A 15954-nucleotide genomic window follows, 5' to 3' on the forward strand; every position below is an offset into this window, starting at 1 on the left:
ATTGTTGTTTACTTGTTTTTTAATAGATACTTTTTGGTTTGAAATTGTTACCCTGTTTTTCGATTTTTTATTTTGTTGATTTCTTGGGCTTCTTAACTATATCAATTTGTTGTAAAATTTGTTACCCTTGTTTTTGAAAATTAATTATCGTGTAATTAATGCCCAAAGTTTCGTGATGAAGTTAATCCCTATTTTTTTCAACTTTTTCATAATCTAAATGTTTTATAAGTTTCAATTGTTGATCTATACCGTTATATCAACTTGGGTTTATATTTGTTACCCCTATAATCTGAATTTATTTCAGATTCTTTTTTTTACATTAGCATATAAATATTTTTGTATGGCTAAAATTAAGCTTCATCCCGACCAGATGTATATTGAAGGACTTGCTAATAACAACTCGGCAGTTATTCAATCCATCTATAAAAAGTTTGTTCCTAAAGTTGTTTCTTATATCAGGAACAATTCTGGTGATGAAGATCAGGCGCAAGATGTAGTTCAAGAAGTTTTGATACTCTTGTTTAATCAGGCCAAAGCCAAAAAACTGCAGCTCACCTGTCCGTTTGATGCATACTTTTTTTTACTCTGCAAAAGAAAATGGTTAAATGAGTTGAAAAAATCAGTTAATAAAGGGGTAACATTACAAGAGGATTTCACATCTACTACTGAATCCACACAAGTAATGCTTGCCGAAACGGAACTTTTCGATGAGAAACAAGAACTTTTCGATTTGATGTTTCAAAAATTAGGCGATAAATGCAAGGAAGTTTTACAGTTGAGTTTTTCTTTACAATCTATGGAAGAAGTGGCCAAAAAACTGAATGTAACCTATGGTTATGTCCGCAAGAAAAAATCCTTGTGTACAGGACAGCTTACTCAGTGGATTCAAGAAACCAATCGCTTTAAATTATTAAAAAATTAACTAGCCATGAACGAGGAACAATATATTGTATTTGATCAATACCTTCAAGGAGAATTATCACGTGAAGAACAGTCACTGTTTGAGAAAAACGTAATCGAAAACCCAGAGCTGGCATCGGCATTCGAAACTTTTCAAGAAATACAAGGACAATTAGCAAATAAATTTGGAATCGAGCAAGAGCGAAATGCTTTCATAGCAAATCTGAAAACCATTGCAAGTAACCAGTCTGAAACCAATCGTCCAAAAGTGGTGTTTTTTAAACCGTGGATGTACGCCGTGGCAGCGTCGGTTGTTGTAATGATGGGATTGTTTGTTTCTCAATTTAATTCCAATCCAAGCTTTGAAGAGTATAACCAACACGAAAATGCTTATTTTACGGAGAGAAGTGAAGCAGATGGTACCTTAAAAAAAGCGGAGATTGCATTTAATGCCAAAGAGTATGCAACGGCAATTCCTATTTTTGAAGCACTCTTAAAGGTAAATAAAACTCCGGAAATTCAGTATTTTTATGGAATAGCATTGTTAGAAAATAATAATATAAAAGAATCTGAAGTTGTTTTTAAAGCACTACAATCAGGAAATTCCATTTATGTAAACAAGGCTATTTGGAGTTTGGCTTTGGCCAAATTAAAACAAAAAGACTACACATCCTGTAAAGAAATCTTATTGACTATTCCTGCAGATTATGAAAATTATGATCAAGTTCAGGATTTGATTCAGCAACTAGATTAGAATGCTGTTGCAACGATTTTCACTATCATTTTACCATTTCCTTTGCGCTAAATTGTGTCTTCTTTAGTAATAGTTGTAATTTTGCAGCCTTAAACAATACCATTGGAAGGACAGATAACAATCACCGATACGCATACCCATTTATACGCAGAGGAATTTGATCAAGACCGAAATGAAATGATGCAACGCGCTATGGATGCGGGTGTTTCTCGATTTTTTATTCCTGCAATCGATTCTACGTGTACGCAAGCCATGTACGACTTAGAAAACGATTATCCTGAAAATGTATTCTTGATGATGGGACTGCACCCAACGTATGTGAAGGATGATTTCTTGGAGGAATTACAGCATGTGGAGGACGAACTAGCCAAACGAAAATTCTATGCAATTGGCGAAATTGGTATCGATTTGTATTGGGACAAAACCCATTTGCCTCAGCAGCAAATCGCCTTTAGAAAACAAATTCAATTGGCAAAACACTACAAACTACCTATCGTGATTCACTGTAGAGAGGCTTTTAATGAAATATTCGAAATTTTAGAGGAAGAAAAGTCGGATGATTTATTTGGTATTTTTCATTGTTTCACTGGTACTTACGAGCAGGCATTACAAGCGATTTCGTATAATATGAAGTTGGGAATAGGTGGTGTGGTGACTTTTAAAAATGGAAAAGTAGATCAGTTTTTGAATCAAATCGAACTAAAGCACATCGTTCTGGAAACAGATTCCCCTTATTTAGCTCCGGTTCCATACCGCGGTAAAAGAAATGAAAGCAGTTATATTGTTAGTGTAGTCGATAAGTTGTCTCAAATTTATGCCCTTTCGGCAGATGAAATTGCGGCAATTACCACAGCAAATTCGAAAGCTATTTTTGGGATTTAAACTAGAATTTACCTTATTTTGATATTTTTTTTGTTCATTTGCCCACACAAAAATTGAGAACCAAAATGCAGAAATTTGACGCTATTCGGCCTTTTTATGATTCCGAAATAAACGAAGCTCTTCAAAACGTAGTGAATCATCCTATGATGAAAGCATTGATGAACTTTACTTTTCCAGATGTTGCTGATGAGGTGTGGAAAGAACAACTTCGAAAAACGCACTCCATTAGGGATTTTCAGTGTAATTTTATTTACCAATCTGTACAAAGAGTACTGGAAAAAAGTTCAGATGGCTTAACCACCTCTGGTTTTGAAAACTTACAACCCAATACTTCCTATTTATTTATATCCAATCATCGGGACATTTTATTAGATACAACCTTGCTAAATACCGCTCTGTTTGAGCATGGTTTGGTCATGACAGCATCGGCTATTGGTGATAATTTAGTCAAAAAGGCGTTTTTGAATACCTTAGCAAAACTAAACCGAAACTTTTTAGTACAACGCGGCTTAACGCCAAGAGAGATGTTGCAGAGTTCTAAATTGCTATCAGAATATATCGGGAACTTGTTACAGCACGAAAATAGATCCGTTTGGATCGCTCAACGCGAAGGTAGAACCAAGGACGGCAATGACGAAACCAATCCAGGTGTTTTGAAAATGCTCGGAATGGGTTCTGATGAAAAAAACTTAATGGATTATTTCAAAAAAGTAAAAATTGTTCCGGTTTCTATTTCCTATGAGTACGATCCTACTGATGCGTTGAAAATGCCACAATTAATGGCTGAGGCCAATAATGAAGTGTATGTCAAGGAAAAAAACGAGGATTTCATGACGATTCTTAGTGGCGCTCTGGGGCAAAAAAGACGCATTCATATTCACGTAGGCAAAGTTTTAGATACTGAAATTGATGCTATCAAGGCCGATAATGACAGTTCTAACAAGCAAGTAGTTGCTTTGGCACAAGTTATAGATGATGCTATTTTGGGTAATTACCAGCTTTGGCCAACGAATTTTATTGCCTACGACATTGTACACAAAACAGATCGATACGCACATTTATACAGCGAAAATGAAAAGTCATTATTTGAACGCCGTCTTGAAATGCGAATTGATCATGACAACCCAGTCGCTCTAGAGGGCTTTCTGGCTATGTACGCCAATCCGGTTGTTAGTACTTTAAAATATCATGATGTCTTATAAAGCGAAAATACTTTTGCTCTACACTGGCGGGACCATCGGTATGAGTAAAGATTTTGAGACAGGCGCGCTCAAAGCTTTCAATTTTAGTAAATTATTGCAGCGTATACCAGAGCTAAAACAGTTGGATTGTGAGATTGAAACCATTTCATTTGAAAATCCCATTGATTCCTCTAATATGAATCCGCAGGAATGGACTAAAATAGCCACCGTAATCGCTGATAACTACAAGCTATTTGATGGATTTGTGGTGCTTCATGGTTCTGATACGATGTCGTATTCTGCATCAGCATTGAGTTTTATGCTGGAAAATTTAGCAAAGCCAGTAATTTTCACAGGTTCTCAATTGCCAATTGGCGATCTGCGTACGGATGCCAAAGAAAATTTAATCACGGCTATCCAAATCGCTTCTTTGAGAAATGAAAACGGTCCGGTAATTAGTGAAGTAGGGCTTTATTTTGAATATAAGTTATACCGCGGGAACAGAACGACTAAGATTAATGCAGAGCATTTTAAAGCATTTACGTCACCTAATTATCCACAATTAGTAGAATCAGGAGTGCATCTAAAATGGAGCGCTGATCTTTTTTTACCAAAAAGTACTACAAGCGAAATTATAGTTCACAAAAACTTAGATACGAATGTAGCCATTATAAAAATGTTTCCCGGAATTAGCGAAGCTGTGCTCGAGGCGATTTTGAATATTCCAAATCTAAAAGGAATTGTTTTAGAAACCTATGGTGCAGGCAACGCACCAACCGAAGATTGGTTTTTAAATCTATTAAGAGAAGCAATTTCCACAGGTTTACACATCGTGAATGTTACACAATGTTCTGGCGGAAGTGTCAATATGGGACAATACGAGACTAGTACAGGTATGAAAGAAATAGGCGTTATCTCTGGAAAAGACATCACCACCGAGGCTGGAATTACAAAATTGATGTATTTATTGGGGCAAAATATTCCTGCAAAGGATTTCAAAACCGTGTATGAGACTTCTTTACGAGGTGAAATGATATAATATTAGATTTTGCTTTTCTAAACCAGATTTTTTTGTGTTATTTGCAAACCAAAATAGAGAGGTGTCCGAGTGGTTGAAGGAGCTAGCCTGGAAAGCTAGTATGTGGGTAACTGCATCGTGGGTTCGAATCCCATCCTCTCTGCAAAAAAATAAATGCTTCCTGCAAGGGGAGCATTTTTTGTTTTATGGCGTGGCAAACTTTTTAGTTTGTCTAAGCCATAAAACAAAAAAGGATCAGGCATTAAGTGCCGAGCATTAATTTTTTTGTGAGACGCCCTTCTTGGGATCAACGGAGTTAATCTCTAGCTATGGCGTGGCAAAATTTTTAGTTATTCTAAGCAATAAAACAAAAAAGAATCAGGCATGAAGTGCCGAGCATTATTTATTTGAGAGATGCTCTTCTTGGGATTAACGGAGTTAATCTCTAGCTATGGCGTGGCAAACTTTTTAGTTTGGATAAGCTAAAAAATTAAAAGAAGTAAATTTGTTTTGCAGGCGCCTGTCTAAGTAATCCGCGTTGTAAACGCTTTGTTTTCGTTAATTAAGTAAGTAGGTTGTCATTCCGACGAAGGAGGAATGGCAACAAACGCGAGCAACAAACAGAGATTCCTCCTTCGTCGGAATGACAAATAAACTCTTAACTTAATGACATTCAACGAGCATCAGTGAGGTTTTAAGAAAAATCAATGGGATGAAACAAATTATTACCTAAACCAAAAGGGACTAGCTTTAAATGCTGTAATCGTCCAATTATAATAGCTGGATGGGTTTGGAATTTTTTAGCGTATCTAATGATGTCACTTTCAGTCAATGATTGATTGCTAACAATCTCTTTTTCTTGTTGTTTATTCAAAAGATAATCAGCAGAAAATGCATTTGCGTCTTCTTCATAGACTTGGTTTTCGCCGTCATATTCGATATTCTCAATTGAAATATATTTTTTACCATGAAGTAAAATGTGTCCAATCTCATGGAAAAAAGTAAACCAAAATATATCATTTCTCTTATAACGCCCGCTTAATTGTACTAAAGGAACGTCGTTTAACCATCTTGTAGAGCCGTGAATTGGAGCTTTAGGCAAACAGGGTGTATGCACCACTTTAACCCCCGCATAATTGCATAAATCTTGTATTTGAGTGAAAAAGTCTGCAGGTTGAGAAACCATTATCGTTTTTACCTTTGGCAAAATTTCGGTTAATTTCTTTTTATTAAATTCAGGGATGTTCAAAGCTGCAGCTTGAATTTCCCCTTGCCGTAACCATGCTGCTATTGCTCCTGCATTTTCATTTTCTTTCAATGAAATTCTGAAATTCACTAGTAGTTTTTGATTGTGGTAAAAATCGTAATATCCTTTCGTATTAGAAACTGCAAAATACTCAAATAAGTGTATTACCTTTTCTTCTTTTTTTATAGTTGGTTTAACCCAACCCAGTGCAGCCATTTTAGCGTAAGGAAATGTTTTAGACCATGCCACACTTTCTTCAATTGTTTTTTGATATTCCACTCTAGCCAAGTATTCATCGTAGGTTCTTTGTCTATTAATCCAGAAATGGGAGGGGATTTTTAATACTTGTTCAAATAAAATTCCCATTTCGGGAGTGATGCTGCTTTTTCCATTCAAAACATCTGAGATTGTTTTTTCAGGTTTACCAGTTCTTACCGCAAATTCTTTTGCTCCCATTTCTTTTTCAGCTAAAATTTCAGCTAAAGTAGTTCCCGGATGTGAAACTGATTGAGGGTAATATTGGGTAATTGTTGCCATTTGTGTTTGTGTTAATGATAATCTTCAATTTCGATTATTTCGACTCCTTTTATCTCTATCCAGAGGTATTGACCATTTTCGTTGGTAGGGATCGGGTCTTCGTGAGGTTCAAAAATTAAACGATACGGATGGACTAAATTACATGCCCATTGTCCTTTTCTATTCCCAACTAATTCGTGGTAATTGCCAGGTAAATATCTAACATCTTCTAACGTTTGTGCTGCTGCTAAATCATCAAGACGCTGTTTGTATAAATTAGCTTCTCGTTTGCCAAGTTTTTTTTCTGCTAATCGATCATCGTTAGCATACTTTTTTAATTTGTTATCATCAAACGTAATTGTCATGCAAAAGTATATTATTTTATTAACAGTAAGTGTTAATTAAAATTATTTTTCATATCTCAATGGTATCAATTTCCTTCATAATCCTATCGGTCTCACTTATCGCCACAATAATCTTTTGATAATGTAAAATATTATTAACTGATAATTTTTCCTTTCTTACACGCGGTACAACCTATTTTTCATCTTTAGGCTTGGCAACATCTTTAGGCTTTAATGAGAATTGTGGCGTAGGAGCAGTTCTTCCTGCCGTAATTTCACCCCCTATATTTTCACTTTTATCTAGTTTTTCAATAGTTTCTTTCAATAAATTTATTGTCTTTTTATCAAGCATATTTTATTTTTTAGGATCATTATTTGGTCTGCTTTGAGGAGGTTGTGGAATTGTTCGACCCTTTTCTTCTGTTGAGGGTGCTGGTTGCGTCGTTGGTCTAGGTGTTGTTTTGTCGCTCATGTTGAATAAATTTATAGTTACAAATGTTAAAATGAAAATCACTCCAATTATTAAACTCCATATTGAGGTTCTATTTAATCGATTGATTATTGTATTACGCTTTTTTATGTTTTTAAAAACTTCCTCATACTTTTTCTCGTCAATTTCTTGAATTGTTAAATCAGAATCTATAATAGATTTATAGTGTGAGTAAAGATTGGAAAGTAATGTTACAACAAGAAGAATTAAACCAATGACATAAAATGCTTTAAATATTGTCCTATCAACGGTAATAATTTTTTCTAGAAAAGTTAATGATAATACAATTCCTCCCGAAGCTAGTAGGTTGATGTATTTCTCGAAATCATCTTGACTTTTACTTTTATTGTCATAAACTGCATTACGGTAATCTATCCAATCTTGTCTTTCTTTTTCTTCTAAATCTTCCATCTATATTTCAATGGTATCAATTTCCTTCATAATCCTATCGGTCTCACTTAGCGCCACAATAATCTTTTGGTAATGCAGAATGTCCTCAAAAGATAATTCTCGTTCCTTGCGGTCTTTAAGCCATTTTTGAGCGGGTTGGTAGCCACCGATGTAAAAGTTCCAAGCGACTTTGGGAACGTTGTCAAAATATTGGGTGTCGTTTATGTACACGCGCCCCATTGGTTCGACGGTATCATTATGGGTTATAGTGTCGTTCTCCATTACAAAGTTGCGTTGTTCGTACTTTGGTTTACCTACAACATTATCACCATCTTCGGGATATTCTGTGATGTAATTTTCTACTGTTTCACTTTCTAGTAAATGGATTTTACGTAATTCGCCACCTAATGCTACTAACTCATAAAACTTTTTAATATCAGTAGGATAAGGCACTCTTGGAAAATCTATTTTTAAAAACTCTTTGTATTTCTCTCTGTACGTTGGACTGTGTAATACCGCATAGATATAATCCAAAATATTTAGAGGTGTAAATTGATCGGTTTCTACGGTTGTCGTGCCATCAAATTCCTCGGGATTAAAATACATACCCAATTGCTCTCCAATTTGATTAACAATTTCCATGTTTAAGTTTGGCGTGCGAACTACTTCATCTAATAAGCTTTGTTGGGCGTTGGTTTCTGGATATAAGTATAATGGAAATGTATAAGGATTTGCATTAGCTGTTTCTGTTATATGTAAATCATTTATAATATTGGTTATAAATGTATGTTGATAATTTTCAGTTTGACATTGCCTATTTGTAATTAAGCCATAGTTAGAACCTTGTAAAAAATGTTTCATAACATTATAAACTGGATATGCTAAAAAACCTCTTACTTTATTAGTGTGATAAGTCCATTTAGTATCAAATGGTCGGTAATTTATTTTTGTGATAAATTCATCTTTAACTCCAAATTCAGAAATATTTTGTTTTGCTAGACTAACTTTTTGATCTCTACTTTCATTAATTACGTTGTATTTATTTTTTATTTCTTGTTCTGGTAATTCTTTAAAATCATTTAATATCTTAATCAAGTCGTTTTTATTCTCTTGGAATGCAATTTTATCTCTTTTTGAGCAAATTCCAACTCCATTTAAAATAAATAAATCTTTGATATTAAACCCTTTATTGTATACTTCGTTTAAATTAAAATTCTTATTAACAAAAAAATAATTTGGTTTTAAATTTAGTAACTTAATATATGGAATAGTTTTTAATGAATTTTCTGTAAGAAAATCATATTTAAAATCTCTTTTACCAAATAAATCATAATTGAAAATTTCACCTAACTCATCTTCTTTTTTCTTACCCGTCTTTATAAAAAGATTAATAGAAACACCTTGCATAATATCAAAGACATTCTGATCTACAGAACCATCTGGCGAAACTTCTTTTTTAGTAGAATTTCCATGTAAATCTATGGTGTAAATTTTATCAAATGAATTTAACAAACTCCAACGCATACCCCTAAAAGTCGGGTTGTCTAAAAAACTATGAGGATTGATAAAAGCTAAAATACCACTTCCGTTTTTATCGATAAGATGTTGCCCAAATCGAATAAATTTATTTTCATCAGCATTTATCCATTTTGAATTTCTTTCTTTTAATTTTTCTTTTCCTCCTGGTTCTTTTTTATAATCTTCCATGAGGTTCATAATCCATTCGCCTTTGTTTTTACTTTCGCCTAAATAAGGTGGATTCCCGATCACAACCATAACAGGAGCATCACGTTTTATAGCATTGGCTTGATCAGCTTCGTCACTCAACCAGCTGCTAAATAAAGTTTGTGTGTCGGGGTGGGCTTCTTCTAAACTATTGGTTAGGAAAATTCTAAAACGTTGGTCATCGGTGGGTTTGTAACCTGTTTCGGTTAGTAACATGTCCATTTTTAGGTGTGCCATAGCGTAAGAGGCCATTAGCAACTCAAAACCATTTAAACGTGGTATTAAATCATTAGTGACGTACTTGCTCCAAATGCCTTGTTGCCCTTTGAATTTCTTGTGAATGTGTTTTACCACTTCGGCCAGAAAGGTTCCTGTTCCGGTGGCGGGATCTAAGATTTGAACTTTGTGAACTTCGACTTCGGTTTCTACTTCTACAATTTTAGATTTAGCACCTGTACCAGTTTGGGTAACGGCTTTTTTCTTGATTTTTATTTTACTTGTATCGGCCAAACCTTGTGGTAAGTTGAACTCGGTTTTTAAAATATCATCTACAGCACGCACTATAAAATTTACTACAGGTTGTGGCGTGTACCAAACTCCACGAGCTTTACGCAAGGCTGGATTGTATTCTCCCAGAAAGGTTTCGTAAAAATGCACCACGGGATCTTCTTGCTTGGTGCTTTTCCCGAAGTTCTTCATAATATCCTCGACATCACTTGCCAAGAAAATAGAAATTAATTCATCTACTATCCAAACCAAGCGCGTATCTAAATCAAAACCTGCTATATCTTGAAATAATTTTCGTAAAAAAGGATTGCTTTTAGGTATAAGTGTGGCAGCTTCTTCTCTTGAAAAATTTTCTAATGTTGGGTCGTGATAACGAGCGGCAAACATTCCGTAGGCAATGGTTTGTGCATAAATATCGGCGAAAGCTTTATTGTCGATATCATGAATTAACATTTGCTGAAACGACAACATTTGCGATTTTAGTTGTGAACGGTTGTTATTTTCATCATCATTGATTAAAGATTTTTCAATAACATCGGCCATTAACTTTGCTTTACCGGCCATCATTTGCGCCAGCTTTGTGGGGCTTTTAATGGTTTGCGATATGGTTTCGGCAAAGTTTTTAATCAAGTTTTTAAACTGGTCGAAGTTTTCGGGAATGGCAACAATTTGCGTCTTAAATTCCCCTCCTTTGGAGGGGTGCCCATCGGGCGGGGTGGTTGCTTTAAGTTCTGCAATGGCTATTTTAGTAACAAATTCACCATCTTTATAAAAATGGAAATCCATGTAATCGGTAAAAATCAAATTGGTCAAACCCGCTTTGTATCGATCAAACTGTTCTTTGAGTTTTTTATCCTTTAGATCTACGCCAATATCTTTGGCTTCTACATACCCAACAGGAATGTCCTTGCGCGTCAATACATAATCAGGTGCTCCACAAGCCACTCTAGCTGGCTCATTCGTTACTAAAACATCTGGCAAAATAGCCATTAAAAGATTCTGCAAATCCCCACGGTAAGAGTGTTCTCGTGCGTTACCGGTTTGAAATAAAGTATTTATTTTAGTAATGTATTGTTCAATGGTCATGTAGCGAATTTTTCTTGTTTGATTTTTTACAGGCAGTAATCTCTTTAATAACAGTTTTAAAATCATGGTATTTTAAATGCTGGTATCAATTTTTGTAGGTACTGATATGTAATGATGCTTTACTATAGCGTTTGAAGGCTAAATGTAAGAAATTCGGAGTTGAATTTCATAATATCTTATCAACAAAAAAGAAATTGTACAATAAACACGGAACGGGAGTAGGGTTTTGACTTACTTACTGGCGCTGGTTCAATGTCATTAAGTTAAAGAATAATCCCTATGATTGTGTCATTCCTACCAAGGAGGAATGGCAACAAACGAGCGCAACAAACAGAGATTCCTCCTTCGTCGGAATGACAAATAAATACTTAGCTTAATGACATTGGGCCCTCGTTTGCAACACGTACGTACTTACCTTATAAAAAAAGTCGTAACGTTTTTAACACGGCTTACTACATCCGCGATCAGGTATTTACCAATCAAAATAGTAGAGGTACACTATTTAAATTTAGAGTGTCAAATGTAAACTTAGGTGTTTATTTACATGCTAAAGAGTAGCCTCTAGGTTATGAAGGGAATTATTTTAATACAGTAATAAATGTGCGCTGCATACTAAGGAAATGCTATCTTTGTTACTAAGTCTGTAGAGTAATCTAAGCCGTGTAATCCATTAAATTAAGTAGGATAGAATGATAAAAGTTCTAAAAAAATATAGAAACAGTTTTCTTGTAGGGTTTATTTTTATTAGTATGTCTGCTTTTGGTCAAGAGAATGAAACTCCTGAAGAAAAGGCAGTTGTTAAGGTAGATTCCTTATACCGCGAAGATCAGTTTTATTTTAGCATTACGTATAATATTTTGAGGGACAAACCAGCCAGTTTGTCCCAAGCTAAGTTTTCATCAGGATTCTCGGTAGGATTTTTAAGAGACATGCCCATTAATAAGTCTAGAACGGTTGCTGTTGCCTCTGGTGTGGGTTTCACCTACAACAACTTCAATCAAAATCTAGCGATTGCCACTGTGGGAGACAAGCAGTTGTATAGCTACATTGATGCCGAAACCACGTACAACAAAAACAAATTTTCGCAACTCTCCATAGATGTTCCATTGGAGTTCCGTTGGCGAACATCGACCTATGCGAGTCACAAATTTTGGCGCATTTACGGCGGATTAAAACTGAGTTATTTGCTCTACGACAACGCTATTTTTGATGGTGCTGGTGGCAAAGTTACTGTTACTGGCAATACCGATTTCAACAAAATGCAATACGGAACGTACATCTCTGCGGGATACAACACCATTAATTTATATGCGTATTATGGTTTGAATTCATTGTTTAAATCAGCTCAAGTAAATGGTGAGCCAGTAAACGTGAAGGCCCTAAATATTGGAATCATATTCTATATTTTATAACCAAAGAACAAGTAAAAGCAACTGTGGTACGGCGCCTAAAACAAACCCAAGTATTAATTCAGTATTAGTATGGGCTTTCATTTCTAAACGGGAGGAAGCCACAAATCCATTCAGGAGGAGGAGCACAGTGATTAAAACAGTATTTGGATTTTGAAAATGCAAACTCAGTCCAATTATAAAGACCGTTAACGAACTGATGGAGATCATGTGAAGACTCGCTTTTATATTGGCAAATAAAAGAATAAGGGCCAATAATGTACTCAAAAGTGCCGCTAAAAGGAAAAAATGTAACTCAGGATACCGGTCAATAGTAATGCTTTTTTTTACCAAAATAATCAGCAAAAAACAATGAATCAGTAACGGGATTTTTCGTTGGGATGCCTTGGCAAGCATTATCGAGTCTATATTACCAGCTGTTTTCAGTAATAAAAAAACCAACAAAGGCAATAGCACCGTTACCACCACAACTTGAAAAAACACAAATAATTTTTCCTGACTTGTAAACTCACTATCGGTAAAGAACAAGTAAAACAGTGCGGCCATAGCCGGAATGAATATCGGATGGAAAACATAAGAAAACAAAGGAAGAATTTTTTTCAAAGCATCTATTTTTAGCTAAAAACAAATATAAGTACTCTGCAAAAATAGTAAAACAATTGCTACTGTTTCGTGATAGAAATATAAAATATCGCTTGGTACAATCCATTCGGCAATATTCTTTTGGGCGTGTCGCGTTGTCTCGGCAAAAAGCCGCTACAAAGCGTCGGGCTTTCTGTTCCCGCTTTTTACAATCCCCTAAAAACGGGATTGTAAAAGAGCTCCACTACAATCCCTCACGCAAAAAAAAGACGTTCAATATAAAAAACTCGATCTCTTTTTTACATTTAGCCAGTACGTGTAGCGCTTCATTTTGAAAAGAAATGGTATTTTTGATTATCTTTTGTGTAATCCAGTGGTATAAACAATACCTCATACATCAAGAACTTATTTCAATCTTTTTCTATTTTCATGAGCAATAAAATTCTAAATAGTATACAAAACAGCACTTCATCTTTTGTGGGTAATGCTGCAGCTATAAAGCTAGACAACATTTCTATAGACAGCCGCTCGCTACAAAACGGTGTACAAACCTTGTTTTTTGCATTGGTAGGACCCAATAATGATGCGCATGCATACATCAAGGAGTTGATTGCAGTAGGAGTGCAGAATTTTGTAGTTACCCATATTCCAGAGGGATGTAAAGGAAATGCTAATTTCTTTGTTGTCGAAAATACTACGCGTGCTTTGCAAGAATTTGCAGCCAATTATCGGGGCTTTTTTAATTTTCCTATCATCGGGATAACGGGAAGTAATGGCAAAACGATTGTAAAGGAATGGCTAAATTTTTTATTGAGCCCAGATTATAACATCATCCGAAGTCCAAAGAGTTACAACTCGCAAATTGGTGTTCCGCTATCTGTTATAGCAATCAACGAGCAACACAATCTGGGGATTTTTGAAGCCGGAATTTCAACGGTTTCCGAAATGGAAAAATTAGAGCAAATTATCAAGCCTACCATTGGAATTCTAACAAATATAGGCACAGCACACGATGAAGGTTTTGCCAACAGTCAAGAAAAGATAAAAGAAAAATTAAAACTTTTTGAACACGTTCAGGTTTTAATGTACCATAAAAACGAAAGTATTGATGCGCATGTCAAGCCAAACATAAAAACATTTACATGGAGTTGGAATGATGCTGCTGCCTCAGTTTTAGTTTCCAAGAAAGTTGTTTTAGAGAATGTTATTTTGAAAATTCAATTGGGCAAAAAGCAGTTCGATGTCAAAATTCCTTTTCAAGATGAGGCATCAATCGAGAATGCAATCTCTTGTTTGATGGTTTTGTTATATTTTGAATACGATGAAGCGACTATTCAAAACCGAATGGAATTGTTATATCCCGTAGAAATGCGCTTGAAAGTCAAAAACGGAATCAATAATTGCAGTATTATCGATGACAGTTATAGTTCTGATTTTCAATCCTTAAAAATAGCATTGGATTTTCTAGAAAGTCAAAAACAATATAAGAAGAAAACCGTGATTTTGTCTGACATTTTTCAAAGTGGTTTGCCTAAGGACGAGTTGTATGATAAAGTGGTAGATTTGATTATTGCTCATAAAATTGATCGTGTCATCGGAATTGGTGAAACCATTTCGGCATTCAAAACTAAATTTGCCAATGCAGTTACTTATAAAAACACAGCTAGTTTTATAACTGATTTTGATACGCTCGATTTTAATAACGAAACCATTTTGATCAAAGGCGCGAGGACTTTTCAATTTGAAGAAATTGTTTATTTGCTGGAAGAGAAAACACACGAAACAGTGTTAGAAATTAATTTGAATGCGATAAGTCATAATTTAAATTTTTATAAGTCGAAGCTGAAACCACAGGTGAAAATGATGGTCATGGTAAAAGCGTTTGGTTATGGCAATGGCGGACTCGAAATTGCAAAATTACTCGAGCATCACAAAGTAAATTACCTGGGTGTGGCTTTTGCCGATGAGGGAATTGCGCTAAAAAACGGTGGAATTACGTTGCCTATTATGGTACTTAATCCAGAAAGCACTAGTTTTTCAGCTATAATTCAACACCAATTAGAACCAGAAATATACAGTCTTAAAGGATTGTATGCTTTTCTTAAATTAGCCAAACAAAAAAACTTATATCATTTTCCTATTCATATAAAAATCGATACCGGTATGCATCGCTTAGGTTTTGAGGAAAATACCATCAATGAGTTAATTGCTGCGCTACAAGGAAATGAAACAGTGCACGTAAAAAGTATCTTATCCCATCTCGCGACCAGCGATGATCTCGAACATATGCATTTTGCAAATACTCAGATTACTTTATTCGAAAAATTATCCTCAAAGCTGCTTCTTGAATTGCAAATAAAACCATTGCGGCACATTCTAAATACCTCAGGAATTAGTAATTTCAAAAACGCACAATATGATATGGTTCGATTGGGAATTGGATTGTACGGCGTGTCAAATGATGCCGAAGAACAAAAACAACTCGAAAATGTAGGTGCCTTAAAAACGGTTATTTCACAGTTAAGAACTATTTCGGCCGGAGAAAGTGTAGGGTATGGACGCCGTTTCATCGCCAATAAAACAACTACAATTGCTACAATTCCTATCGGTTATGCAGATGGAATCTCGAGAAGTTGGGGCAATGGTGTGGGACATGTTATGGTCAAAAATATAAAAGCCCAAATTGTTGGCAGCGTTTGTATGGATATGCTAATGATTGATGTTACGGGAATTGATTGCAGAGAAGGGGACGTAGTGGTACTTTTTGGTGAAAGCCTGAAAGTAAATGAAATTGCAGAAAAATTAAATACAATTCCTTATGAAATATTAACGAATGTATCTCAACGGGTAAAACGAATATTTTTCAGGGAATAAATGCTGCTGTAGTAGTTTCTTTGCTAAAGTGTTAAAATTTAAGTACGTTA

Annotated in this window: 13 protein-coding genes and 1 tRNA gene; 8 read left to right on the plus strand and 6 right to left on the minus strand. The window is 35.1% G+C overall.

The genetic code is table 11. The features are described 5' to 3' along the window. Nucleotides 1–340: 340 nt before the first annotated feature. The 6 genes from ACNQGB_RS05275 (at nucleotide 341) to ACNQGB_RS05300 (ending at nucleotide 4898) form a co-directional block, all read left to right on the plus strand. A complete protein-coding gene (locus tag ACNQGB_RS05275) occupies nucleotides 341–922 on the plus strand; it encodes an RNA polymerase sigma factor (RefSeq protein WP_417945161.1) in 582 nt (193 codons plus the stop codon). A gap of 6 nt (nucleotides 923–928) precedes the next feature. After that, the gene (locus ACNQGB_RS05280) at nucleotides 929–1654 is read left to right on the plus strand and encodes a tetratricopeptide repeat protein (RefSeq protein WP_417945159.1); all 726 of its coding nucleotides are present in this window, start codon (nucleotides 929–931) and stop codon (nucleotides 1652–1654) included. Nucleotides 1655–1768: 114 nt separating this feature from the next. Further along, on the plus strand, nucleotides 1769–2536 hold the full coding sequence (locus ACNQGB_RS05285; RefSeq protein ID WP_417945179.1) for a TatD family hydrolase: 768 nt from the start codon (nucleotides 1769–1771) through the stop codon (nucleotides 2534–2536). 65 nt (nucleotides 2537–2601) lie between these two features. Then, nucleotides 2602–3738: a 1-acyl-sn-glycerol-3-phosphate acyltransferase gene (locus ACNQGB_RS05290; RefSeq protein WP_417945158.1), complete on the plus strand. Its 1137-nt coding sequence runs from the start codon at nucleotides 2602–2604 to the stop codon at nucleotides 3736–3738. Next, complete coding sequence (locus tag ACNQGB_RS05295) at nucleotides 3728–4756, plus strand: asparaginase (protein ID WP_417945178.1); 1029 nt, start codon at nucleotides 3728–3730, stop codon at nucleotides 4754–4756. Before ACNQGB_RS05290 ends, ACNQGB_RS05295 begins: the two co-directional genes overlap by 11 nt. A 55-nt stretch (nucleotides 4757–4811) precedes the next feature. Continuing rightward, nucleotides 4812–4898: transfer RNA gene (locus ACNQGB_RS05300), tRNA-Ser, on the plus strand. A 531-nt stretch (nucleotides 4899–5429) separates the two neighbouring features. Here the strand turns inward: ACNQGB_RS05300 and ACNQGB_RS05305 are convergent. The 5 genes from ACNQGB_RS05305 to ACNQGB_RS05325 form a co-directional block, all read right to left on the minus strand. Then, nucleotides 5430–6518, minus strand: a complete 1089-nt coding sequence (locus tag ACNQGB_RS05305) for an ImmA/IrrE family metallo-endopeptidase (RefSeq protein WP_417945156.1) — start codon at nucleotides 6516–6518, stop codon at nucleotides 5430–5432. 11 nt (nucleotides 6519–6529) lie between these two features. Continuing rightward, nucleotides 6530–6862, minus strand: a complete 333-nt coding sequence (locus ACNQGB_RS05310; RefSeq protein WP_417945154.1) for a type II toxin-antitoxin system RelE/ParE family toxin — start codon at nucleotides 6860–6862, stop codon at nucleotides 6530–6532. Nucleotides 6863–7034: 172 nt separating this feature from the next. Next, the gene (locus tag ACNQGB_RS05315; protein ID WP_417945153.1) at nucleotides 7035–7193 is read right to left on the minus strand and encodes a hypothetical protein; all 159 of its coding nucleotides are present in this window, start codon (nucleotides 7191–7193) and stop codon (nucleotides 7035–7037) included. A 3-nt stretch (nucleotides 7194–7196) separates the two neighbouring features. Continuing rightward, nucleotides 7197–7742 (minus strand): hypothetical protein, encoded by a 546-nt coding sequence (locus ACNQGB_RS05320; RefSeq protein ID WP_417945151.1) that lies wholly within the window; start codon nucleotides 7740–7742, stop codon nucleotides 7197–7199. After that, nucleotides 7743–11039 (minus strand): type ISP restriction/modification enzyme, encoded by a 3297-nt coding sequence (locus tag ACNQGB_RS05325; RefSeq protein WP_417945149.1) that lies wholly within the window; start codon nucleotides 11037–11039, stop codon nucleotides 7743–7745. Between the two features lie 689 nt (nucleotides 11040–11728). Between ACNQGB_RS05325 and ACNQGB_RS05330 the strand changes: the two genes are divergently transcribed. After that, complete coding sequence (locus ACNQGB_RS05330; protein ID WP_417945148.1) at nucleotides 11729–12451, plus strand: porin family protein; 723 nt, start codon at nucleotides 11729–11731, stop codon at nucleotides 12449–12451. On the opposite strand, the gene ACNQGB_RS05335 is transcribed toward ACNQGB_RS05330, so the two are convergent. Beyond that, entirely contained in the window at nucleotides 12446–13051 is a 606-nt protein-coding gene (locus ACNQGB_RS05335; RefSeq protein WP_417945146.1) for a hypothetical protein, read from the minus strand. The two genes, ACNQGB_RS05330 and ACNQGB_RS05335, sit on opposite strands and share 6 nt — an antisense overlap. A gap of 408 nt (nucleotides 13052–13459) precedes the next feature. On the opposite strand from ACNQGB_RS05335, the gene ACNQGB_RS05340 reads away from it, so the two are divergent. Next, entirely contained in the window at nucleotides 13460–15904 is a 2445-nt protein-coding gene (locus ACNQGB_RS05340; protein ID WP_417945144.1) for a bifunctional UDP-N-acetylmuramoyl-tripeptide:D-alanyl-D-alanine ligase/alanine racemase, read from the plus strand. The last annotated feature ends 50 nt before the right edge of the window (nucleotides 15905–15954 follow it).

The organism is Flavobacterium frigidum (assembly GCF_048286795.2).